The sequence below is a fragment of the Nostoc sp. genome (genome assembly GCF_036917515.1).
Classification (GTDB): Bacteria; Cyanobacteriota; Cyanobacteriia; order Cyanobacteriales; family Nostocaceae; genus Nostoc.
Genome location: NZ_JBALDE010000146.1, coordinates 1 through 23,708, shown reverse-complemented (window position 1 = coordinate 23,708; position 23,708 = coordinate 1). Strand labels below are relative to the sequence as shown.

The 23,708-nt window shown below is 40.7% G+C and carries 19 protein-coding genes, 5 pseudogenes and 1 CRISPR repeat array; of the genes and pseudogenes, 11 read left to right on the top strand and 13 right to left on the bottom strand.

The window, feature by feature from the left end; genetic code table 11:
- Positions 1 to 76: 76 nt before the first annotated feature.
- The 4 genes from V7K89_RS18910 to V7K89_RS18895 all read right to left on the bottom strand — a co-directional run bounded on the left by V7K89_RS18910 (position 77) and on the right by V7K89_RS18895 (position 4,813).
- A complete protein-coding gene (locus V7K89_RS18910) occupies positions 77 to 1,846 on the bottom strand; it encodes a tetratricopeptide repeat protein (protein WP_335189725.1) in 1,770 nt (589 codons plus the stop codon).
- 23 nt (positions 1,847 to 1,869) lie between these two features.
- Complete coding sequence (locus V7K89_RS18905; protein ID WP_335189723.1) at positions 1,870 to 2,067, bottom strand: hypothetical protein; 198 nt, start codon at positions 2,065 to 2,067, stop codon at positions 1,870 to 1,872.
- 407 nt (positions 2,068 to 2,474) lie between these two features.
- Positions 2,475 to 4,145, bottom strand: a complete 1,671-nt coding sequence (locus V7K89_RS18900; RefSeq protein ID WP_335189721.1) for a CHASE2 domain-containing protein — start codon at positions 4,143 to 4,145, stop codon at positions 2,475 to 2,477.
- Positions 4,145 to 4,813, bottom strand: coding sequence for a response regulator transcription factor (locus tag V7K89_RS18895; RefSeq protein ID WP_335189719.1), 669 nt, complete (start codon positions 4,811 to 4,813; stop codon positions 4,145 to 4,147). Before V7K89_RS18895 ends, V7K89_RS18900 begins: the two co-directional genes overlap by 1 nt.
- Positions 4,814 to 5,602: 789 nt before the next feature.
- Between V7K89_RS18895 and V7K89_RS18890 the strand changes: the two genes are divergently transcribed.
- The 4 genes from V7K89_RS18890 (at position 5,603) to V7K89_RS18875 (ending at position 10,675) form a co-directional block, all read left to right on the top strand.
- On the top strand, positions 5,603 to 6,001 hold the full coding sequence (locus tag V7K89_RS18890) for a hypothetical protein (protein ID WP_335189717.1): 399 nt from the start codon (positions 5,603 to 5,605) through the stop codon (positions 5,999 to 6,001).
- Between the two features lie 213 nt (positions 6,002 to 6,214).
- On the top strand, positions 6,215 to 6,547 hold the full coding sequence (locus tag V7K89_RS18885; RefSeq protein WP_335189715.1) for a hypothetical protein: 333 nt from the start codon (positions 6,215 to 6,217) through the stop codon (positions 6,545 to 6,547).
- A gap of 401 nt (positions 6,548 to 6,948) precedes the next feature.
- On the top strand, positions 6,949 to 9,162 hold the full coding sequence (locus V7K89_RS18880; protein WP_335189713.1) for a peptidase domain-containing ABC transporter: 2,214 nt from the start codon (positions 6,949 to 6,951) through the stop codon (positions 9,160 to 9,162).
- A gap of 130 nt (positions 9,163 to 9,292) precedes the next feature.
- A complete protein-coding gene (locus V7K89_RS18875) occupies positions 9,293 to 10,675 on the top strand; it encodes an HlyD family secretion protein (protein WP_335189711.1) in 1,383 nt (460 codons plus the stop codon).
- Between the two features lie 275 nt (positions 10,676 to 10,950).
- Here V7K89_RS18875 and V7K89_RS35970 read toward each other — a convergent pair.
- Positions 10,951 to 11,171: pseudogene (locus V7K89_RS35970) on the bottom strand (AAA family ATPase); the annotation flags it as partial.
- Positions 11,172 to 11,921: 750 nt separating this feature from the next.
- On the opposite strand from V7K89_RS35970, the gene V7K89_RS18870 reads away from it, so the two are divergent.
- From V7K89_RS18870 to V7K89_RS18855, 4 genes and pseudogenes are all read left to right on the top strand, one after another.
- Positions 11,922 to 13,280, top strand: coding sequence for an APC family permease (locus V7K89_RS18870; protein WP_335189709.1), 1,359 nt, complete (start codon positions 11,922 to 11,924; stop codon positions 13,278 to 13,280).
- A 100-nt stretch (positions 13,281 to 13,380) separates the two neighbouring features.
- Positions 13,381 to 14,040: a methyltransferase domain-containing protein gene (locus V7K89_RS18865; RefSeq protein ID WP_335189707.1), complete on the top strand. Its 660-nt coding sequence runs from the start codon at positions 13,381 to 13,383 to the stop codon at positions 14,038 to 14,040.
- Between the two features lie 247 nt (positions 14,041 to 14,287).
- A pseudogene (locus tag V7K89_RS18860) lies at positions 14,288 to 15,090 on the top strand (glucose 1-dehydrogenase).
- A gap of 71 nt (positions 15,091 to 15,161) precedes the next feature.
- Positions 15,162 to 16,565, top strand: coding sequence for a glycoside hydrolase 100 family protein (locus V7K89_RS18855; RefSeq protein WP_335189705.1), 1,404 nt, complete (start codon positions 15,162 to 15,164; stop codon positions 16,563 to 16,565).
- A 72-nt stretch (positions 16,566 to 16,637) separates the two neighbouring features.
- Here the strand turns inward: V7K89_RS18855 and V7K89_RS18850 are convergent, their stop codons facing one another.
- Positions 16,638 to 17,090 carry a GFA family protein gene (locus V7K89_RS18850; RefSeq protein ID WP_335189702.1) on the bottom strand — a complete coding sequence of 151 codons (453 nt, stop codon included), beginning with the start codon at positions 17,088 to 17,090 and terminating at the stop codon, positions 16,638 to 16,640.
- 438 nt (positions 17,091 to 17,528) lie between these two features.
- Positions 17,529 to 18,005: a CRISPR direct-repeat array (repeat unit 37 nt; unit sequence GTTTCCAAAACTAATTACCCCGCAAGGGGACTGAAAC).
- A gap of 209 nt (positions 18,006 to 18,214) precedes the next feature.
- Here V7K89_RS18850 and V7K89_RS18845 point away from each other — a divergent pair.
- Complete coding sequence (locus tag V7K89_RS18845) at positions 18,215 to 18,517, top strand: hypothetical protein (RefSeq protein WP_335189700.1); 303 nt, start codon at positions 18,215 to 18,217, stop codon at positions 18,515 to 18,517.
- An 86-nt stretch (positions 18,518 to 18,603) separates the two neighbouring features.
- Here the strand turns inward: V7K89_RS18845 and V7K89_RS18840 are convergent, their stop codons facing one another.
- Complete coding sequence (locus tag V7K89_RS18840) at positions 18,604 to 18,873, bottom strand: hypothetical protein (RefSeq protein ID WP_335189698.1); 270 nt, start codon at positions 18,871 to 18,873, stop codon at positions 18,604 to 18,606.
- Positions 18,874 to 19,360: 487 nt separating this feature from the next.
- On the opposite strand from V7K89_RS18840, the gene V7K89_RS18835 reads away from it, so the two are divergent.
- Positions 19,361 to 20,449 carry an aromatic ring-hydroxylating dioxygenase subunit alpha gene (locus tag V7K89_RS18835; RefSeq protein WP_335189696.1) on the top strand — a complete coding sequence of 363 codons (1,089 nt, stop codon included), beginning with the start codon at positions 19,361 to 19,363 and terminating at the stop codon, positions 20,447 to 20,449.
- 614 nt (positions 20,450 to 21,063) lie between these two features.
- Complete coding sequence (locus V7K89_RS18830; protein WP_335189694.1) at positions 21,064 to 21,309, top strand: hypothetical protein; 246 nt, start codon at positions 21,064 to 21,066, stop codon at positions 21,307 to 21,309.
- A gap of 24 nt (positions 21,310 to 21,333) precedes the next feature.
- Here V7K89_RS18830 and V7K89_RS18825 read toward each other — a convergent pair.
- From V7K89_RS18825 to V7K89_RS18800, 6 genes and pseudogenes are all read right to left on the bottom strand, one after another.
- Positions 21,334 to 21,438 (bottom strand): annotated as a pseudogene (locus tag V7K89_RS18825) (IS5-like element ISMra2 family transposase); the annotation flags it as partial.
- Between the two features lie 82 nt (positions 21,439 to 21,520).
- On the bottom strand, positions 21,521 to 22,402 hold the full coding sequence (gene ylqF, locus V7K89_RS18820; protein ID WP_335189692.1) for a ribosome biogenesis GTPase YlqF: 882 nt from the start codon (positions 22,400 to 22,402) through the stop codon (positions 21,521 to 21,523).
- A gap of 121 nt (positions 22,403 to 22,523) precedes the next feature.
- On the bottom strand, positions 22,524 to 22,934 hold the full coding sequence (locus V7K89_RS18815) for a VOC family protein (protein ID WP_335189691.1): 411 nt from the start codon (positions 22,932 to 22,934) through the stop codon (positions 22,524 to 22,526).
- 18 nt (positions 22,935 to 22,952) lie between these two features.
- Positions 22,953 to 23,180 (bottom strand): annotated as a pseudogene (locus tag V7K89_RS18810) (DUF3370 family protein); the annotation flags it as partial.
- 28 nt (positions 23,181 to 23,208) lie between these two features.
- A complete protein-coding gene (locus V7K89_RS18805) occupies positions 23,209 to 23,400 on the bottom strand; it encodes a hypothetical protein (protein WP_335189727.1) in 192 nt (63 codons plus the stop codon).
- A gap of 3 nt (positions 23,401 to 23,403) precedes the next feature.
- Positions 23,404 to 23,619: pseudogene (locus tag V7K89_RS18800) on the bottom strand (Uma2 family endonuclease); the annotation flags it as partial.
- Positions 23,620 to 23,708 lie beyond the last annotated feature (89 nt).

Below are 23,708 nucleotides of genomic sequence, written 5' to 3'. Positions count from 1 at the left end.
ATTTGCTCACAAGGTGCTGATATCTTCAATCTTTCAGCTTAAGCCTTGTGAGTTTTCTTACAATAGCCCCTCACTTTTAAAACATCCTCTTAACTTCTTGACTTTTAACAGGCACTAAAAAAACTTTTGACTTAAATTTTTGATCCCTGTCAGATAAGGTGAGAATGATTGCAAGGCGCTCTTTCAAAATAATCGAACTCAGTACAGCAGTGTTTTTCCCTACTAGTGGCACTGGTTTCTGAATAAGTGCTAAATCGCAATTATTCCCTAAATAGTTTTGTAGTTCTGCTAACCTTAACTCATTTATTATTGAAAGTACTGACTCTAAATTTTGTTGAATATCTGATTTTCGGACAAGATCGTTAGTTTGATCTAGGCGTAACTCTAACAACTCGCGGTAAACTGGTTCTACTTTGTCTCGAAAGTCAAATTGTAAATCTCGCTGTTCCAGGATTAGCTCAGTACGGATACTTTTGAGACTGTTAATAGATTTTTCATAAAAATTAATCGCTTCTTGCACTCGACCTGTAGCTCTAAATAAGCGTCCTGCCTGCCATGTCCACAAGTAAAGGTTCTCGTCAGCAACAGTGCCAATCAGGGCTTGTTGAGTTAAATTTATCGCTTTTTGATAATCTTGGCGACACTCGTAAATGTGTCCTAATCGGCCTTTGGCAAAAGATTCTCCCTCGTGATATTGGATTTTTTGATTGATTGCCACAGCTTTGTTGAGTAGTTCAACAGACTTAGGTAACGATTGTGACTTCAAGCATTGAGTTGCTGGGTCGGTAGTGACCGACTCGTTCTTTTGGTTAAGCAGTTGTAAAAGATTAGCAAGTTGAATCGCTATATAAGCTTTATCACGAGAGTCAGGCAATTGTTCCAACACGACTAGGGCTTGCTGTAGTGTATTGTTAACTATGGCTGGCTCATAAGGATGTTGGCGATCATAAAGCCTAATTAAACCTACTTGCGATCGCAGTTCGTTTACTTTGTCGTTCTGGCTTTGAGCTAGATGCAGACTTTGCTCAAAATATTGTATAGCTTGGTTATCATAACCAACAGTGTATTGCTGGAATTTTTGAGCAGCTTTGTTGTCGCCTACTTCATCGGCAAATTCGGCATGACGCTGATTGCGCTTTGCAAGACTAGCGTAGGTATTAGCTAAACCATTCAGGTTAGATACCACGTAAGTTTGATTATCAATGCCTTTGGCGATTTGATCGCTGCGTTCAAAATCTTGAATAGCTTGTTCATACTTGCCTTGAAGACGATGAGCATTTCCCAGACTACCCCAAGCGGCTACTTCACCTAGTTCATCTGACTGATGGCGGGCAATTTCTATAGCACTATCTTGACTACAAGTTGCATTGCTTTGATTTTCACCGCACAAAATAGTAATTGCGCGTCGGTGCTGTCCCAAGCTAATGTAGAGTTGAGCCTGTTCTGTCAGCATCCGTCCTACTTTGATCGGCTCGTTTATCTGACGATAGTAGTCAATAACTTGCTTTAATTGAGCGATCGCTTCAGGTATTTGACCTACTTGTTGGTATGCTCTGGCAATGTATGTCCGTATATTAATTTCCTCAGCATAATTACTCTTACGCTCTTGAGCAGAGGAGAGAGCTTTTTGCCAAGACAGAATTGCTCCTTGAATATCGCCAGCTTGATATAGCTTAAGTCCTTGTTGTACTGGGTGTATTAAAGCCGACGATTTAGCTGTTGCTATCTCTGCGATTCCCTTATGCCCAATTGTTAGGGAAGGATGTCCTAACCACAAGCATAAGGTTAGTGTTGTAAAAAAGAGAACTGCCCAAATGCGACGAACACGGCAAAGAAAGCATTGCATGATGGCATAAAGAAATACGTTAATCAGCGATCGCGCGGAGTGAAGTACGCTAAATACAGTATTTCATAAATCTCTGGCATTGCATAGACGAACAATAGCATTGCATAGACGAACAATGGCATTGCATCGACGAACAATAGCATTGCATTGGCTAACAATAGCATTGCATCGACGAACAATGGCATTGCATCGACGAACAATGGCATTTTCCCGGTTCCCATGCTCTGCATGAAAATGAGCAAAGCTTCATCAAGCTAGGTTTTTAAGACTTGTGTGTACACCGTTCCTTGTTCCCAGGCGGGGCCTGGGAATGCATTTATTGAGTCTTTGACTCAATAGACTTGTTCAGAAATTTATAAAATCGTTGCCACCAACTACTTGCTATTGGCCAAGTCAACTCGCAAACAGTGCCTTGTGGAGAGTGAGGAAATCGTCGAAACTTACCTCTCAATTGTCGGGCTAAATCTTGAGCTTGGTTTGTTCCTTGCCCACCACCTTGATACTTTTTAGATTTATTTGCAAATCCATTATCAATTATTTGTAGGCAATATTCCTTCGAGGATCGCGTACAAATAATATTAAGATGGGTAGCTTCTTGGGAATGTTTGCCGACATTACATAAAGCTTCTTACAAAAAAAGGTACAACCCTCGCTTTTGATTTATATTAAAGTGACACTCTTCTAATGGTTCAAAATTGGGAGCAATAAAACTTTGGATTGTTATAAATCCTTGAAAGTTCCTTCTTAAAGTAATGTCGTAGACATAATAAAGCATTTCAGCAATTGGAGTTTGCAAATCGATAATTTCACTTCCCTCTAAATAAAGATTATCACTGCGACTAAGCATTTCTTGACTAAGATAATCAGGAATAGTCCGTAACTCTCGGTTTAGTTGTTCAAGTTGCGATCGTAATTTTTCTGGTTCTATCTCTTCTTCACCAAGACTTCTCAATATCACAGCCAGGGATTGCAAAGGTCCATTATGGATTGCTTCAAAAGAGCGCTTAAGAGTTAAACTGCGCTGTTCAAGTAGCGCTCTTAAATCTCGGTCAAAAAAAAATGTCGTCAGTCCGGCACTGGTAAAAGCTAACAAGGTTGGTACTAAAGGAATCCACCAACCCAGAATCAGTCCAACATAACAAATTCCGACGATTTCGATACTAGTTATACCAAGACTCAACAATGTTTTTGCCGGAGATTGAAGGATTAAACCCAGAATGATGCCGAATAAACCCCAAGCTAAAATCCATAAATACTCCCAAATTTCTGACCATACTTTTAACAGTGATCGTCCGTCTAAAACATGACTAATAATTTCACTTGTGGCATGAGCATGAACTTCTACACCATAAATCCATTGATATTGATCGGAAGACTCGTCAACTCCTAAACCCGTGGTATAGAGTGTATTTTTAACTGCCGAGATGGTAAATCTATCTTTAACACTGGCAGCAGTCATGCCAATAATCACGATGCGATCGCGAATCCAACTAGGATCAATTTTATTATTAAGGACATCCCTTAGAGATATGGTGCGAAAAGGTTGGGGATGAGAGCGAAAGTTTAATAGCACTTGAAAGCCATTGGCATCAGTTCCCACATATCCACCAGAATTGGGGAGAAACCGGACTAGCTGACTTGAATCAAACTTGATGGGATCTTTAGAACGACTCCCATGAGCAAACTTTATTCCTTGCTTGTGCAAATAAAATTGTGATAAACGCAGAGATAGAGAGTATTTCAGTTCTCCGGTATAAGTTTTACTTGCGATTAAGCTACGTCGCAGCTTTCCATCTGGGTCTACTATTGTGTCTGCAAAACCGACTCGTTCAGGAGGTAACTCAGGTGGTGGTTTAACATTAAAAGATTGCTTTTGATTTAATGCTACTTCAACTCCGATAAGATTTGGATTCTCTCTCCAGACAGATGCAAGCTTTGTATCAGCCGAATTACTTTGATCTCTAAAAAGGTCAAGACCGATGACTCTGGGTTTGTAGCTATTTAAGATGCTCAACAATTGGGCAATTTCTTTATCTGGTATGGGAAACTTGCCTACATAGTTGATATCGTCTTCATCAATACCCACAATTACCACCCGCGAATCGATGTCTTCATTAGGTCGCAGCCGTAACAATTGATCGAAAGCAAGCCACTCTTGCAATTGCAATAATCCTGTTGAGCGAACAAGTATAATTAATCCTATAACAGAAAGTCCTGGCAGCACTACTTCTCGCCAAAATTTCAGTTCTTTCTGAACTTTTTCCCATAAATTGCTTTTAGTCGAGAGTGCAAATTTCATCAGTTGATTAATCCGATTTTTCTAGCTGCGATCTCAATTTGAATTCTCAATTCTTTACCAGGTTCGTCATACACACCCAAAGAATCTTGCAGTCTAATCCAGTAGTTGCGTACAGTGCGATCGCTCAACTTCATTTTTTGGGCGATCGCTTTATCTGTTAAGCCTTCTTGATATTTCAGCGTCAGTACCTCGATCCATTTTCGATCAAATTCGGGGCGCGATCGTAGTTCTGAAGATAAATAAATAGAGCCGCGCAATGCCAAGTCAACGAACTTTACCATTTCGCGGATTGGCAAAGATTTATCCATAGCCGCAAAACCCCCTTCATAGGCATTAATCATCGGTTTGAGACGCACCAATGGTTTAATATTAGTACTCAGTACCACTAGATTAGGGGCAAGAGGGCTTGACATTAAAGTTTTGATCAGTTGCATACCAACCTCAACATTAGCTATAGTTTGAGGTTTTTCTGGCAGACATAAATCCACAATTAGCAAGTCTGGGTGGTAGCGTTCAAATTGCTGATACGTAGTCTGGGCATCTTGAATTGCAAAGATTTCTGCTTCTGGGTATTTATCTTTGAGTGCTGGAATTGTACCTTGAAGAATAGCTTCATGGTCGTCAACAACTAAAAATTTTTGTAAAATTTGTTTTGGCTCTAGGTTCATAAATGATTTATTTTTTAATATGTTTATTTAACCTACCAAAACTATTAGGAGGTCTAACTTTTTGTTGCTATAGTTTAACTTGTAATTTAAATAAATCGGTGGAAAAAACACAACTATGTTAAGAAAGATATATTAGGCTAAAACCCTGTTTTATCCTGCCTTGTCTACGATATGCTGCGCGATCTGCTTTTTGCCTCCTGCTTCATACCAACTATAAATATTTACGCCGTTCTACTTCAGTGAAACTTATCATTAAAGAATAGGATACAAATAATTAACTGATGGCGTGTTGCAGTTTGAGGAATTTAGTTTTCCAATTTTGGAAAATTGCACTTTAGTTAAGTAATATAGCAGTTTTTTAAGTTTGATGACGTAGTATGGCTACTAGTTCTGATAAGTTTATAAATCTTGTGAAAGCTAAATTAAGGTGTTATCAAAGCTGGTAATCGCAGCTATTTGGTTGTAGGGGGATAACTATAACGGGATACTGTGCGATGTGCTACGCCACGGCTTTAGTGATCGCGCAACTTATTACTTCTACGCCGAGATAGTACCATTACTACCAACGCTACTGGTAATATTATTGGTGGTAATATTACGATTGATACTAACAATCTAGTCGCAGTTCCAAAAGAAAATAGCGATATCAGCGCCAATGCTGAAGATAGCTTTGGCGGTCAAGTAATTGTCAATGCTTCTGGCATCTTTGGCACACAGTTTCGTCTACAACCCACGCTATTCAGTGATATTACAGCTAGTTCTGCTCGTGGTTCTGAATTTAATGGCGTAGTGCAACTCAACACACCTGATGTTAACCCCTCTCAAGGCTTAACTGCTTTGCCCACAAACATCATAGATACTTCACAGTTGATTGCCAATAGTTGCATTGGACGGAGTAAACGCCCAAAAGGGAAATTCATTATCACAGGGAACGGAGGTTTACCAGTGATGCCAGATGATCTTTCAATTGCACCCTATCAGACTTATCAAATTCCGACTGTCCAGAGTGCAAATATCTCAACGCTACAAGAAAATGCTTTCGGTCTGGGAGACTCTATTACTGCAAGCAAACCTCACAATCTTCCTAAATCTGCACCACTGATTGAAGCTCAAGGATGGATGTACAGGCCTCATGGTGAGGTGATTCTCACCGCCTTTACACCTACTGTCCCTGCTCACAGTTTTTGATCACAATTCTCTACCTGTTCGGGTTTTTAAGAAGTTTTAGTTATCTTCAGAAATTGACTTTCCAATTTTGGAAAGTCAATTTCCTAACTTGACGATGTGCGTCTAATCAAATTTACCTATTGTAAAGGAGTGCAGTAAAGGTGAACACCCAAAACGCCAGTGCTGCACATACTCATCGTCCTAACCTCCCTTAATTAACTAAGGAGAAAAATAATGTCTAACATCAACAACCAAACCCAAGACCTTTATAGCATCGAATTAGTGCAAGACCTTGACCACGAAGCCGCTGCTACTGTTAGTGGTGGTACATTATACATTTCAAAGGGATATAATGACACAGGAGATGATATAGGTCTTAACAAAGGATATACCGATTTAGGCTCCTATAAGAATAAAGTGTCTTGGTACAAGGTAACGGGTTACAAAGGTTGGTATGCCTACACTGGTAAAAATTACACAGGTAAAAGATATTATCTAAAACCAGGCACCAAAGGTAACTTATACGGCGATGCTAACAACAACATCGAGTCTGTACTACCTGCATGATTACCTTGATTCTATTTCATACCGTATACTATAACACCGATTCAGTAATCGCAATTATGACGAAAAAACTAGGTTTCGTTGGGTTGCAACAAAGGATGTTTGGTTGTAAAAGCCGTTAAAACAGGGTTTATCAGTCTTGTGTTTATTAATGAATCGGTGTTCTAGAATCCTGAAAAACCTAAAACAGAAAAGAATGCTCTCATCTTCCCTTTTAGCTGAGTAACATCCTTTTCTCGCAGTTTGTAGGGGCGAGGTCGTTTTCGCTCCTACTTTTTGATTTAAAGAAAGATAACACAAATAACGTAAATAGTAAGCTCCATAGCTTGTTTGAGCGTAGGAGTACGCGAATGGCATGAAAATCGAGTTGCAAACGGTGTAACCAAGTAATCCCCAAATTTTTTATGAAATATCAGGTTGTTCTCCAACATAGTGAAGAAGATTGTGGCGCTGCCTGCCTTGCAACTGTTGCCAAACATTACGGACGTACTTTAAGTCTGAGCCGGGTACGAGAAGCGGTAGGCACGGGGTCTCAAGGTACTACTCTGCTTGGTTTAAATCGGGGTGCAGAAGTTTTGGGATTCAATGTCCGCCAAGTCAAAGCTTCTCCTCAATTGATCGATAGTTTAGATAAAGCTCCAATGCCCACCATTATACACTGGAAAGGCTACCATTGGGTAGTTTTATACGGTCAGAAGGGGAAAAAATATGTAATTTCAGATCCGAGTTTTGGTATTCGCTACCTCAGCCGTAGGGAATTAGTCGAGGGTTGGAGCAATGGGATTATGCTGCTACTAGTGCCAGACGACACCCGTTTTTCTGAGCAGCCGGATGACAAAATGACTGGCTTTGGGCGCTATCTGGTGCGTGTTTGGCCCTATCGCTTTCTTCTGGGTCAGGCGATCGCAATTAATATTGTCATCGGACTTTTGTCTCTCGCCTATCCCTTGATGATGCAACTCCTCACCGATGATGTGCTAGTGCGGGGAGATACTCAATTACTAACTACTGTGGCAATTGGGGTAATTGCCATAAACTTGTTTAAAAGTGCAATTGGTTTAGTACAGTCTCACCTCATCGGTCACTTTGGGCAGCGTTTACAATTAGGACTGCTACTGGACTACGGTCGAAAACTTTTACACTTGCCCTTATCTTACTTTGAAGGACACCGGAGTGGGGAAGTCGTCAGCCGAATTGCCGATATTCATGCGATCAATGAGTTAGTTTCGCAGATTGTTCTTGGTTTACCTAGCGAATTTTTTATTGCACTAGTTTCCTTGGGCTTTATGCTCTTTTTAAGTTGGCAACTAACTCTGGCTTCTGTATTGGCATTTGCGATCGTTACCTTAGTTAACCTGCTTTTCTTACCCGCCTTACGTCAGAAAACCCGTAAACTTATCGTTTTAGGCACTGAAAACCAAGGCTTTTTAGTGGAAACCTTTCGCGGCGTTCAAGTACTCAAAACAACACAAGCAACTCCGCAAGCTTGGCAAGAGTATCAAAGCAACTATGGTCGCCTTGCTAACTTGGGTTGGAGTACGATGAAACTGGAACTATACAGCAGTACATTCACTAATATTCTTTCAACATTAACTAATATAGGTTTACTCTGGTTAGGTAGCTACTTGGTAATTAATCAAACTTTATCTATCGGTCAACTGCTAGCTTTTAATGGCATGAGTGGCAACTTTCTTGGTTTTCTGACTTCAGCGATCGGGTTAGCTGATGAGTTTATTACCGCCCAAATTGTCATCCAACGGATGGCAGAAGTGATTGACGCTACCGCAGAAGACTTGAATGCAGAGAAAAAGCCTTGGGCAGAAATATCTACTAATGCAAATATTATTTGCACTAAAGTTAACTTTCACTATACTGGTAGAGTTGATCTGTTACAAGATTTTTCCCTGACTATCCCTAGCGGTAAAGTTATTGCTTTAATTGGTAAATCTGGTTGTGGTAAAAGTACCCTAGCCAAACTGATTGCTGGTTTATATTCCCTCCAGTCAGGCAATATCCGTTATGGCATCTATAACAGACAAGACTTATCTTTAGAATGTCTGCGACAGCAGGTAGTCTTAGTACCGCAAGACCCGCACTTCTGGAGTCGTTCAATCCTTGATAACTTCCACTTCAGCTATCCTGAGGTGACTTTTGAAGAAATTGTCACAGCTTGCCAAATAGCAGGAGCTGATGAATTTATTAGCGAATTACCTGACAAATATCATACTGTTTTAGGAGAATTTGGAGCTAATCTTTCTGGTGGACAACGACAGAGATTAGCGATCGCCAGAGCTATAATTACTAACCCACCGATACTGATTTTAGATGAATCCACTGGCGCTCTCGATCCGGTGAGTGAAGCTGAAGTATTAGATCGACTGCTTACCTATCGCCAAGGCAAAACCACAATTTTAATTAGTCACCGCCCTAAAGTCATTGAGCGGGCCGATTGGATTGTATTACTAGAGAAAGGACGTTTGCAAATCCAAGGTTCTCCAGAAGAATTGCGCCAAATTGCTGGCGAACACTTGGGCTTCCTAGATGTTCGGTCATCAACTTCAAGTTTACTAGTGAAATCTTCCAGCCATACTAATGGCAAATACGCCGTCACTAGTTAATGCCATTCTCTTTCTTTGAAATTTTGGATTGCTCCTCGACCAAATAATTACTAATACTCGCCTCCGGCGAGAAGCAAGCTACGTAATTCGTAATTCAAATAAAAAATTATCTTTCCCTTAATTTATTATTATGGTTAGTCAATCGAATTCTGTCTTGCTGCCCCAAGTTGAAGAAAACGATTTTCTTCCACCACTTGGTAATTGGACTACTATTGGCGGTGCGATCACATTGGTTACTGTGACAATAGCAATTGCCGTTGCCTCTGTAACTAAATATAAAGTCACTGTTCAAGCACAGGCAAACCTGCGTCCGGCTGGTGAGTTGCGGCTCGTTCAGGCTGCTACGGAAGGCCCAGTTGTGCGGATTTTTGTGAAAGAGAATCAGGTTGTCAAAACAGGAGATGTGATCGCTACTATTGACGACTCCCGCCTGCAAACCAAGAAGAGTCAACTAGAAAGTAGTATTGGGCAAATCAAATTACAACTGGTTCAAATCAATGCTCAGATTCATGCTCTGAATAACCAAGTTATAGCCCAAACAGACAGCAGCAACCGTGCGGTTGCAGCGGCTGAAGCCCAATTGAGCAGTCGCAAGCGGGATTATCGAGATAAGCAAATTACTACTGTTAGTGATGTCCAAGAAGCCGCAGCAAATGTCAGAGCAGCAACTGCCGGTCTAAGAGCAGCCGAGACAAAGCGAAACCGATATGAGAACGTAGCCAAAGTTGGAGCTTTGTCACAAGATCAATTTGAGGAAGCACAACTAGCTGTTCGCCAGCAAGAACAAGCACTCTCTGCTGCTAAAGCCAAATTGCAAAGCCTACAAGCTGCCCTGAATCCAACTTCAGCAGAAGTAGCGATCGCACAAGAACGCATTGCTCAAGAAAAAGCTACGGGGCAAGGTACCATCGCCACATTAAACAAAGAACGCAACGCGCTAATTCAGCAACGGATTGAAATGCAAAAACAGTTCGAGCATGATGGCCGCGAACTTAAACAAGTAAATGTCGAACTTAAGGAGACGATCGTTTCTGCCACAGCAGACGGTGTGATTTCCAAGCTAAACCTACGTAACCCCGGTCAAACATTGCGCCCTGGAGAAGAAATTGCCCAAATAGTTCCTACTTCTGCCCCCTTGGTAATTAAAGCAGTGGTAGGAACTGAGGATAAAAACAAGCTGAAACCAGGACAAAACGTGCAAATGCGAGTTTCTGCTTGTCCTTATCCAGATTACGGTACTCTCAAAGGTAAAGTGAAATCAATTTCTCCAGATGCATTTTTCCCACCAGCGAATAATGGTGCTGCTACAGGTGCTTCTACAATTGCAACTACTCCCAAAGCTACTGCTGCCTTCTATGAGGTAACAATTGAACCCGAAGGTCTGTCTTTAGGTCGAAAAACCAGACAATGTTCCATTCAAATGGGAATGGAAGGCAGAGCCGATATTATTTCTAAACAAGAGACTATACTCCAATTCTTTTTGAGAAAAGCAAGGCTAATTGCAGATGTTTGACACTGCTACTCACTGTTGGCGCAATCAAGAATGACACAATTTAATCACCATTGAACAACAAATAGTACAACCAACTCAAACATTGCCAGGACTGTAATAGACATAATAAAGTCCCGTGCAAAAGTAAAAAATGTCTGTACTGGGCAAACTACCGACTCGCTCTCTTCATGGAGCTAAAGCCGAAAATCACGATTCCTGACCACTTTGCACAGATAGAAGATCCACTTAGATAATTTGGGAATCTTTGTTAGTTTTTATTAGTAAATAAGATGCGTTTGTCCTACTTGCTGGTCTGATTCACTGAGAATTTGCTGTACCAATTTTTGTAGGGCATCTGCGCTCGCACTGTCAGGAATATTGTGCTGGAATTGATCAAATTTACCAGATGATAAAATAGCCGCGCTTTTGGGTAATTGGTTTATAGATTTCCTACACTAACGCAGATTTGCTGATGCCAGCATAATCTAGATACCAACATCATTTCGACTTGGAATTTTAGGTTGCCACTTGGTTCCCTTTGTGAAGTGGCGTTGCTGAATTGTTTACTAAAGCAGGACTATGTTTCCAGAGTTGATATCTTTATGAATGATATTGGCTGCATAGATTGTGCCCAGAATATTGCAAAGAGCGATCGCTGTCTGTAGTACAGCAGGGTGTAAATAAAATATCCATTTTAAATCAATGAAACGTTTGCGGTATAAAAATTATGCATAGAATTACCAGCTTTTTAATCAAATAAGGCACGATTACCCCTTATAAGCCTATCATTCTTTAAATGACTATAAATCTCACTAGTGGAAGACGTTTTACCAATTCAGATTTTCTACCATATTTGCAGAATAATGTTGTCTAGCAAGAGAATTTAGAGCGATGCCTACGGCGGCAAGCTACGCAGGGAGGCTAATCTTAATGTAGCCAGATATTACGGTTTGAAGACATACAGTAGAATTCAGAATAATACAGAATGAGCTATGCCCCGCTGCGCTAACAGGAGTAAAAGACTTTTTATACCTGGGTAACAGACGAATCGTTGTGTACCTCACCAACTTGAAATCTACTGTATTAGTCGTGACTGTCACTTTCTCATCACATTTATTGTTAACCATAGAAGTACAGGTAAAACAGTGATTAAAGGTTTTATTGAATCGTAAGTTCCTAAATCTGGAGTACATACATGATTCCTCTGTTGAACAAAGACTGTAAAACAAAGCCAAAAGTCCCAACTCAACACTAATAGGGAAGTAATGTGAGTAGACGTAAAAACTACAATTTGCTCGATCAGACAACATCAACTGAAGTAGCAACACCCAAACCATCCCTGACATTACCAGATGCAGTGGCTCTAATTGTTGGTGTTGTCATTGGAGCCGGGATTTTTGAAACCCCGGCTTTAGTGGCCAGTCAAGCAGGTAGTAATATTGCTGTACTGCTTTTTTGGCTAATGGGTGGTGTGGTATCTCTGGTAGGAGCACTGTGCTATGCAGAGTTGGCCACTGTCTATCCCGATGTTGGTGGTGTCTACTATTATTTGAAACGTGCATTCGGGCGGGGAGTCGCCTTTTTATTTGCCTGGGCGCGGATGACAGTGATTCAAACTGGTTCCATTGCTCTTTTGGCATTTGTTTTTGGCGATTATGTTTCTCAGATATGGCGGCTAGGCACGTTTTCGTCTTCTATATATGCAGCCATAGCGATCGCACTTTTAACTGCTTTAAACATCATCGGTTTGCAACAGGGTAAGTGGACACAAAACTTACTGAGTGCTGCAAAAGTTCTGGGTTTGTTGCTGGTAGTAATTATTGGGCTTACCGCCATTCCTAATTCTGCCACCCCTGTAGAATCTGTATCATCTGGAACTTGGGGACTGGCAATGGTGTTTGTGTTGCTATCTTATGGTGGTTGGAATGAGGCGGCTTACATCTCCGCAGAAATTCAAGATGGACGACGTAATATTGTGCGATCGCTAATGTGGAGTATTGGTATCATTACAGCCATTTATCTGCTAATCAATCTGGCTTACCTGCGGGGACTGGGATTAGCAAACATGGCACAGTCAGAAGCAGTAGCCGCAGATTTAATGCGCTCTCTTTGGGGTGAATCAGGAGCCTTGTTTATCAGTGTGCTGATTGCGATCGCTACTTTGGGAGCAACCAACGCCACAATCTTTACTGGAGCGCGTACTAATTACGCACTGGGACAGGATTTTTCCCTATTTGGTTTTATGGGACGCTGGCAACAACGTCCTAGCAGTCCTACCTATGCCTTATTCTTGCAAGCAGCGATCGCTTTTGCACTGGTTTTTTTAGGCACGCTCACCCGCAAAGGCTTTGAAACAATGGTGGATTACACTGCCCCAGTATTTTGGTTCTTCTTCCTGCTTTCCGGTATATCACTGCTGGTATTGCGCATCCGCGAACCCCATATAGTTCGCCCTTTCCGTGTGCCATTTTATCCTTTGACTCCATTACTGTTTTGCGCTGTCTGCGCTTACTTGCTGTACTCCAGCTTGGTTTATACAGGTGTGGGAGCAATTGCAGGTGTTTTAGTGGTGGCAACAGGTATTCCCCTGTTGTTCTGGAACAACTATCACCAAGGTAGGACTTAATACAATTTTGGATTGTGCAACCTAAACTTCATACAACAAGCAATTCAAAATTTTCTGACTATCAATTGTTTTACTAACTACTCAATCAAGGAGAAAATTCATGAATTTCAAAAAAATTCTGTTTTTATTAGTTACAGGTGTTAGTATTACCAGTTTAGGAATTGCTGGGTGTACGCCGCAACAACAAGATTTGGAAGCCGAGACACAACAACCTTCTACTTTAACAGGTCAAACAGAAACCGAAACACCATCGGCGACAACTCCCACAACTCAAGTTCAAGAACGTCCTAGAGATGTTCCTTATGTACCTACACCACAGCCAGTGGTAGATGCAATGTTGCAAGTGGCAAAAGTGGGTAAAAATGATGTGTTGTACGATCTTGGTAGTGGTGATGGAAGAATTGTCAATACTGCGGCACAAAAGTTTGGTACACGCGGCGTTGGTATAGATATTGACCCCGAACGCATCAAAGAAGCTAATGATAATGCCCAGAAGGTAGGAGTAACCGATCGCGTCAAGTTTGTCCAACAAGATTTGTTCAACACTGATTTGCGTGAAGCAACAGTAGTTACACTTTATTTACTGCCAGAGATCAACGCCAAACTCCGTCCCAAGCTCTTGAAAGAACTTAAACCTGGGACTCGCATTGTCTCCCACGCCTTCGATATGGGTGATTGGAAACCACAGCAGACTCTTAATGTAGAGGGTAAAACTATTTACTATTGGGTAGTTCCTGAACAAGTGCCAGCGAATTTGTGATAGGGACTAATACTAATTTGTAATTAAAAGGCGTCAGATTCAAGTTAAGTTTCCATCTCTTGAATCTGTAGCCTGATTTTAGAGAATTGTTTTCAGAAACTTAAAATTATCAAATACCTATTTTTTAACTTTAAATTACCTCCAATAGAGGTTGACAGTACCAGCCTGAAATGTATAAAAGAGTAATCTAAAATCCAAAATTGTTTGACTGGTGCAAATTCAAATCAGGGTAGCTTTGGAAGGAAATATGATAGGCTTAAAAAGAAAGAATGCTTTAATTACAGGTGCAACTTCAGGTATCGGTCAGGCGATCGCTATCAGACTCGCTCAACAAGGGTGCAACATTCGCCATCAATTACCGCTCATACCCTAATGCTGTAGCAGACACAGAAGAGATGGCATTGCAAAAATCCTGCGGAAATATCGAAAATTATGGTGTGAAGTCGCTGCTGCTTTAGGGAGATGTCTCTCAAGAATCAGACATTGTTGAGATGGTCAACACCGTAGTCAAGGAATTTGGCAGTTTAGATATTCTAGTTAATAATGCTGGCATTCAAACAGAAAGTCCATCTTACGAAGTTACTACAGCAGACTTTGACCGGGTAATTGCAGTCAATTTCCGGGGTGCTTATCTCTGCGCCCATGAAACTATTAAACACCTCCTGTTTGTTAATCGTCCGGGAGTAATTATTAATATTTCCAGCGTTCACGAAATTATTGGGCGACCGATGTATATCAGTTATTCCATTAGCAAAGGCAGGATGGAAAACCTAACCAAAACTTTAGCTTTGGAATATGCAAGCCTTGGTATTTGTGTCAATGCCATTGGCCCCGGAGCAACGATTACGCGAATGAATCAAGCCTGGATAGATGATCCTGAAAAAAAGGGCAATTGTGGAAAGTCACATCCCAATGGGACGTGCTGGCTCCTCTGAAGAGATGGCAGCCGCAGTAGCTTTTTTAGCTTCGGACGAAGCCGCCTAGATCACCGGACAAACACTATTTGTAGATGGTGGATTGACTCTATATGCTGACTTTTGGGAATCTTGATCAGCTTGAGGTTAGGCTGGCGTACTTTCCACAATTAAGTCGATACATACCATTAGTGGAATTAAACGCTCATGACTAGCGCGATCGATAAAAACAGTCAGATGGAAGCACAAGCCTGGGAATTATTGGGAGAGTCCGTAATTTACTACCAAGGAAAACCCATTGGTACTGTAGCCGCCCACGATCCGGAGTCAAATGCACTCAATTATGACCAGTGCTTCCTCCGCGATTTTGTCCCTTCTGCCTTGGTGTTTCTCATGCACGGCAAAGCAGAGATTGTCCGTAACTTTTTAGTAGAAACACTGAAATTACAAAGTCATGAAAAGCAGATGGACTGCTTTGAACCGGGAGCAGGATTAATGCCTGCCAGTTTCAAAGTACATTCTAATGGGAATGAGGAATTTTTAGTCGCTGATTTTGGCGAGCAGGCGATCGCTCGCGTTCCCCCAATTGATTCTTGTATGTGGTGGATTCTCCTGCTACGAGCTTATGAAAAAGCTACAGGCGATTTGTCCTTGGCGCGTCAGCCAAATTTTCAAACCGGAATCAAACTAATTTTGGATCTTTGCTTAGTACATCGGTTTTCCATGTATCCAACAATATTAGTTCCCGATGGCGCGTTTATGATTGACCGTCGCATGGGAGTTTACGAACATCCTTTAGAAATTCAGGTGTTATTCTACGCGTCTTTGAGATCTGCTAGTGAATTGCTCTTACCAGATGGGGATGGCGATAGCTACCTTAGCAAAGTCAATAAGCGATTAGGATCTTTGAAATATCATATCCGCAACTATTATTGGCTAGACCTGAAGCGATTGGGGGAAATCTATCGTTACAAAGATAACGAATTTGGTAAAGAAATTGTTAATAAATTCAACATCAACTCAGAATCAATTCCTACTTGGTTAACCGAGTGGTTGCCCGAAACTGGAGGATATTTAGCGGGAAATCTGGGTCCAGGACGGATAGATTTTCGCTTTTTTGCGCTGGGAAATTTGATGGCAATCTTAGCTTCCTTAGCGAGTGAAAAAGAATCTCAAAGCATTATGAATTTATTCGCCCAACGTTGGCAAGATTTGATCGGCTATATGCCTGTTAAAATCTGCTTTCCAGCTTTGGAAGGTTTAGAGTGGAGAATTGTCACAGGATGTGACTCTAAAAACAGAGCTTGGTCTTATCACAACGGCGGAAACTGGCCCGTTTTACTGTGGTTATTTACCGCTGCGGCGCTGAAAGCAGATCGAACAGAACTTGCTCAAGCAGCGATCGCTATTGCCGAAAGGCGTTTATTTAAAGACCAATTCCCAGAATACTACGATGGCAACAATGGTCGTTTAATTGGCAAAGAGGCCAGAATCAATCAAACTTGGAGTATTGCCGGATTACTGGCTGCTAAACAGTTCGTGGAAAATCCAGAGTACTTAGAATTAATCAGTTTTGCAGAGGGTTTTGAAGGCCCAGGCTGTAGCCTGTAGGTAATGAATATCTTGCAAGGCTGTATCTCAAAGATGATTTAGTGGTGTAATTATACAGGGTGTTTCTGCTAACTAGTACAGCTTGGCGTATTCTTCTATCAGGGGAGCATAGTCTTCTTCTGTAGGTAAGGTCTCAAAGCTATGAATCGCAGAGGTGATCGCCCATAGCAGCTTTTCCCTTGTCCAAGTTTCGATGAAAGGCGTGAACCATGACGCATTGTCCAGCATCGTCGGACGAAGGTTGACGAACTCGTTTATTCCTTCCGGGCGAGTAAAGATCCAACTCATGCAGTGCGGGCAGAAGTAATGGCGGGTCGCACCGTGCAAACCACCGATGGTCGGCTGACCTTTCAGTATTAAGAACCCAATACTTGGAATCGCGGCGCTTAAGGAAAAAGCGCTAGCGGTCATTCGCTGGCAACCCGTGCAGTGGCAAGCCATCGTCAGCAGAGGTGGGGCACTCACCTGAAACCGTATCTGTCCGCAACGGCATCCGCCTTCCCAGGGCAAATTCCAGTCTTTCATGATATGCCGCCTCCGTTCTCTATTCATGTTCATTCTCAACTAACAATAATATTTTATGAATTATCTGCAAATACAAAAAAGGGAAGAGAAAGCAACATGGAATCGAATACTTTTGTTGTTTATAAATTTCAAATAAGATTTTTGATTGAGCAAGAATACGATGTTACAGATTAAATTATATAAAACACCTCGACAATAATAGATACACGTCTTATGATTAGGTAATCAGCTTGATGTTTGGCAAGTCGAAGCGAGGGCTAAAACCCTCGGGGATCTGCCAAAATCGCCAGAACCTTGACAAATGAATAACTACAGCGTTTCAAGAATTCGGAAAGTTGCAAATTACTTCCAATAAGAGCGTCTGAAAATGACCTTTTTTTTCGATCCGCCAAAATGCTTCCCAGGAAGCCTGCTCTGTAACAGTTTCAGCACCGAGCTGTTTCCAAAACTAATTACCCCGCAAGGGGACTGAAACTTCATTTTGGTATCTGGGTTGTGATAATACCAATAGTTTCCAAAACTAATTACCCCGCAAGGGGACTGAAACTTTTTCATCTCCTCCACTAATTTTGTCAAGAATGGTTTCCAAAACTAATTACCCCGCAAGGGGACTGAAACGAGAAAATTGTATTGCTGAATACTCTGCTTACTTAGAGTTTCCAAAACTAATTACCCCGCAAGGGGACTGAAACTGGATCGTAATATAGGTAGCAGATTGCAAGCGTAGCTGTTTCCAAAACTAATTACCCCGCAAGGGGACTGAAACCGATCGCACTCCTAAGCTAAAAAAGTGATCATTTGTATTTCCAAAACTAATTACCCCGCGAGGGGACTGAAACACCAAAAAACTGATAACTGGTCACTGATAACTGTTCACTGTTTCCAAAACTAATTACCCCGCAAGGGGACTGAAACCTGAAATCATACTTCCACTTGCCAAATAGGGATGCTCCCCAACCTCTTCTCTAGGATAGGCTACGCCAACAAGTTCCCCTGCGCCTGAATCCCCTTCTCAAATACTCGATAACTGATACACTATATTGTAAGAGGTATCTGAAGTGTCATACTTAGTAATATCATCAGATAGTATTTGCATAATTAACACGTTTTAACGTGTATAAAACATGAAAACTACTTCAGATTTAATTCCAGAATTTGAAAAACTATTCCGAGAAAAATTACAACTAAATAATTGTAAACTCAGAAAAAAAAGACAAGAGAATAATTATGAAATTATTACTCCAGCTAAAGACATATTTTTGATGTATTGGTCTGAGTTTCCAGAAGTTAACTTAATATATCAGGCTATAGGGGTACGCACTCAGCAAACTGGAGTTTATGAGCGAGCTATTCGCTCCCACATTAGTTTTTGTGTGAGTAGCATCCAAGAAAATCATAGCCCGGAATCACAATTATTGATGAAATAGCTGACACTCAGATAACACAAACAATATTTACTAAGCTCTCGCCAGTTTTATTATATAACTGACGAGAGTTGATCGCCGAAAATGTGTTAAACAAGAGATAAAAATGCAATCTGAAAAAAATCAAGATCGAGATCAGCTAGATTATAAAACATTCGGCATAGGGATGAACCGCTAGCCTTCTTTACAAGCCCATCCCCCGACTGTTCTAAGACAGTACCCATACCCAAACGCATTTTAAAAGTGTCGCGACTGCGGTTGCGTTTAATTCGTTTGGTATCATCGGCTAAACGTCGGACTGTGGTTTCTCCGTTTTTGCGTAGCTTGCCGCCGTAGGCATCGCGCTTTGTTTTCTTCACTTCGCGGACTTCGTATTCAATAACAGGCTTGCCATTGACACTGAGGAACGACTCAAAGGGGTAAATTCGAGTCAGCAGCCGCGATCGCAGAAATTAAAAACAGCTTTTCACGTTTGGTCATGCGCTCAAATGTAGAGCCATACTCCTCTTGGAGCGATTTAAGCAAGGAGTCGTCATTTTTTGCTAAATATCAAGTGGTTTGAGAGTTAACCCAAATATTAGCATCAGTATTGGAACTTTTTATTTAATTAGAGATTTTACTAAGTTGCAAATTTTCAAATATCTATTATAACTGGATATTTTGAATTTAGCTAATATTAAATTGGTATCATTTTGACATTTTTAATAATATTTATTTAATATTTTACCTGATGATTTTTATTTATTTATTAGGTAGCTGTTTCTCATAGTACTGAAAGTAACTGTTTTTTTTTAGTTCCCATGTTAATTCTAGATCAACTGCTTCACTTCAAGTGAAACCATAAAAATGAATCTCAACTCGCAGACTTATAGCTCAATCCGTAAACCTAAAATTTTCAATAATCCAGAGCGTTTTATTGAGGGATGGTATTGGGTAATACCTTCTCAAAATCTGCGGGTGGGTGAAGTAAAACCTGTCACGATTTTGGGTAGAGAATTAGTAATTTACCGTGGTAAAGATAAAAAAGTAGTTACCTTAGATGCCTACTGTCCACACATGGGTGCTCATCTTGCTGAAGGCAAAGTTGAAGGTAATGCACTACGTTGTTTTTTCCACCACTGGAAGTTTGATACTGAGGGGATGTGTATTGATGTCCCATGTTTAGATATACCACCTTCCCTAAAGGTACAAACTTGGCCCACTGCTGAAAAATATGGGATGATTTGGGTTTGGACTGGAGAAATACCGCAACAACCTCTACCTTTTGTTCCAGAGTTAGAGCAAAAAGAGTGTCATGTCGCCATCCATTCCCACTTCTTGCTGAACTGTCACCCCAATGTGGTAATGATTAATGCAATTGATGCTCAACACCTCAATACAGTTCACAAGTTGCCACTAGAAATTATTTTTGAAAGACACGAACTGAATGAGAATGCGATTATCTTCAGTAATATTACACCCATCAAAGACAATTTCTTTTTAATTAAGCTCATCCGTATTTTCTACAAAAATGTCATAACTTACAATATTTGCTATTGGTACGGTAGCATTGGCATTGTGACACTTGGTCCTGATTTCTTCCATATCCACATGATGGTTGCAGTTCGCCTACACGAAAGGGGAAAAACTGAAGGTCAAGTTCTGTTGATGACTAAAAAACGTAAAGGAATTTTTGGTTGCTTATGCAATCGAGTTGTGCTATGGCTGACTAAGATTGCAGCTAAGTACTTTCTCATGGGTGACATCAAGATTCTCCAAACAATTCAGTTTGATTTGAAAACTCCCATCAAAGCAGATCACTCAATTATGCAGTTTATTAACCATGTTGAAAAACAGCAATCTCTAATGTGGGAGACTTGGAAAGAAGCGCGATCGCGCGATGTGGAGAGCAAGCCCAAGCGTGAGAGATGGGAAGATACAATGAGTAATGACTAACATTATGTCTATTATGACCAGAAATTCGTTAGACTGCTTGGCCAATTAAATGCACGCGATATCATAACTATTGTCAACAATCTTTGCAACATATAAATCATTTGTAGGGGCGTATAGATGTACGCCTTTACCGATGTATGTTTAGCAGATATTTTGCGAAATGGTATAACAATTAATAAAGGTTAAAAGTTCAAAAAAGTTACTTTTAACTTTTAATCAATTTTTTACTGGAGTACTAGATAAATAAAAAGAAGTGGCAAAGCCACTTCCTAATTCCCAGGTAGAACCTAAGTTATGAGTATAACGACTACAAAAAACTGAAATAGTATAAACAAACACCAATTAACTGAATATCTTTATTTTCCTGGTTTCTGGATGAGTAAATCCTGATTTCCATGCACCAAATAACTGTATATTTACATAAGTCTTATAATTGCAATCCAGACTCAATTTTATCCAGTTCATCGCTAAGATGTGCAAGTTTTGTCTCTTCATCAAGACTTGCATTTGATGAAGCTAAACTTCAAAGCTTCATGGGGTGATTTGTATTAGTGGATAGGCGATCGCTCAAAAACTGCATCTGCTCACATTCGGCAGGCAAGTAATTGTAAGATTTGAGGTGCTGCAAGGATGCATGGATTATTGCGATCGCTAAATATCAGGCAAGCAAGGTTCACAAAATTGTTGACAACCAAGCCACAGCCCAAGCCGAACTAGACCACTTCATTGCAACCCAAGCCCAAGCCGTAGCGAACGTACCACTGACAACTGTAGAAATCAACTTTTACCACCACGAGGTCTACTGCGGCAAAGAACTGATAGCCTACATTGCTTATGACCATGATGAGTTCGTAACCTAACCGTGGCTAGGGCGTGTTTTCAAACTATAACCACAAAAGAATGGAGGCGATCAGAATCATAGCTGTATAATTTGCAGCAAGTTTCTCATATCGGGTAGTGATGCGGCGAAACTGCTTGAGTCGGTTGATGTTGCATAAGTCCTGTCACAAATTAAATAGGTTTCCTATATATGTAGACAATTTGCAGAATTTTTGCTTTTTGAATTTAGATTTAATTGGGTGGTAATTCTAAACTCATTTCACCCAACAACCCCTTGCGAAAATCTGTTAAAAGTTGCCTTGCAGCTCGCTCTATATCACCTTTGTAACGATGTTCTGCTAAGGCGTGCAAATAGGTATCTCCGGTCTTTGATATTGAATCGAGTTGGTAGCGAGATTGTAATGGTTTTTTTGGTAATAAATCTGCGGCTACAGCTTCTAAATAGTTAAGTAAATCCACTAGATCTGCTGCTACTAACTGGTTATCGTAAGATGCTTCACCGATATCATCACAAATAGCTAATTTCAAGGCTGCATCTTGGTCTTCTAATCTTAGAGGAATAACACCAGGAGCATCTAGCAATTCTAAATGTTCGGAAATTCGCACCCAGCGTAGTTGGCGAGTTACTCCAGGACGGGCTGCACTTTCCACGATTCGCTTTCCCAATAGGCGGTTTATTAAAGCTGATTTACCGACATTAGGAAAACCAATCACCACAGCCCGCACTGGACGAGGTAACATGCCGCGATCGCTTCTTCTTTGATTGAGTTCTACCCCAGCAGCTTGCGCTGCCCGCGCTACTTCTGCTATACCTTTACCATGTTGAGCGTTGGTAAAATAAGGGACTTCTCCTTGACGTTTAAACCAATCGATCCACAGCGATCGCATTTGCGCCGTAATCATATCTACTCGGTTAAGTATCAACACCCGTGTTTTACCCTCCACCCACTCACCTATTTGGGGATGGTGAGTCGCTAAGGGAATCCGAGCATCTCGTACTTCAAACACCACATCTACGCGCTTCAGCTGTTCTTTGAGCTTCTTTTCAGCTTTCGCAATGTGACCTGGATACCATTGAATCAGGTTTAATCTATAGTTTTGAGTTATAGCCATTTGTCCTTTGTCCTTTATTATTTGTCCTCTCTTACAAAGTTCTGAGCGGAGGAAACCTCCGCTCAGACTTTGCGCTTTGTCTTTTGTTATTTGTCCTTTGCAAATGACCAATGACAAATGACTAATGACTCCCTCTAGCAGCTTGATGTAAAATCAGACGGTTGCCATCAGGGTCATAAGCATAGATTTCTCTGCCGTGGGAAGCAATGGAAATGTCTCCTGGTGGAGGATAGCCCAAAGCAGTTAGGTGAGCGATCGCATCTTCTAAGCTACTCACCTCTAAACACAAACTTATCTTACTTTTGGTGTAGACAGAAAGTGGCTTGTCGTCAGACATCGCTTCAAATTCCGATTCGTTTGTGTTCTTTGGTTTAAAAATACCTAATTGCATACTAACTAAATTAAACTCAGCATAGACATTCGGAATCAAAAAAACTGGCTTTTGCTCCAGCAACTTGGTATAGAAATTCACTAACTTCTCAAAATTAACTGATGCTATGGTGACAAATGCATTAGTGTACTGAAAAACCATATAAATTTTAAGTTATTTACCCTCAGTTTTAATCCATTCTGGGCTATCGCTGTTAAAAACGGGTATTTTATCTAACTTGCCTGGTAAGGCTCGAACTTCTCCTGGTTGGACAATTTCTTGGGGTGCTGGCTAAGGTGAAGTTTGAGCGATCGCTGAATTATCTTTTTAAGTTGTGTATCCAAAGCTTTGAGTTATGGCAAGTCCTAATAGAAGTGTAAATACAGGTGATGGGAATTTAACCTGCATAAATTTGAGTATCAAAAAAGCTGTGGTGTCAAAGATCAGAAGTTATTAGTACAAGTTCCTTGAAGGGGATTTTTGAGAATGCGATCGCTATTAAATTGTAAGTATAGTTCCAGTAGCCCATGTCAGTAGGGCTTTTGATGTTTAAAGAGGGATGTCGATGGTTGAAGCGAATTTGAGAAAGTTCAGTGATAGTAGAAATAAAATCAAGATAATCAGTCATCTTTGCAACAATCTGTTGTAAATTTAAAACAAAACCAGGGAGAACATCTTCACTTAATAAACTTATGGGAGATTGTAAAACTTTCGGTGCTTGATTGGGGCGATAAACTATTACTTGTTTATCTTTGGGATTAATTAACTAACCAAGTTGTAAGCCATTTGCTAAGTATTCCTCCATTTTGACTTTAGTATCTTCCACATCATCAGTTTCAGAAACTATAGCAGTTCCTGCTTGAGTGCAATACAGTATGGGATGATGGAGTATATCAACGTCTAAGTGCCTGTAGAATGAAACCTTACTCCTGTGAT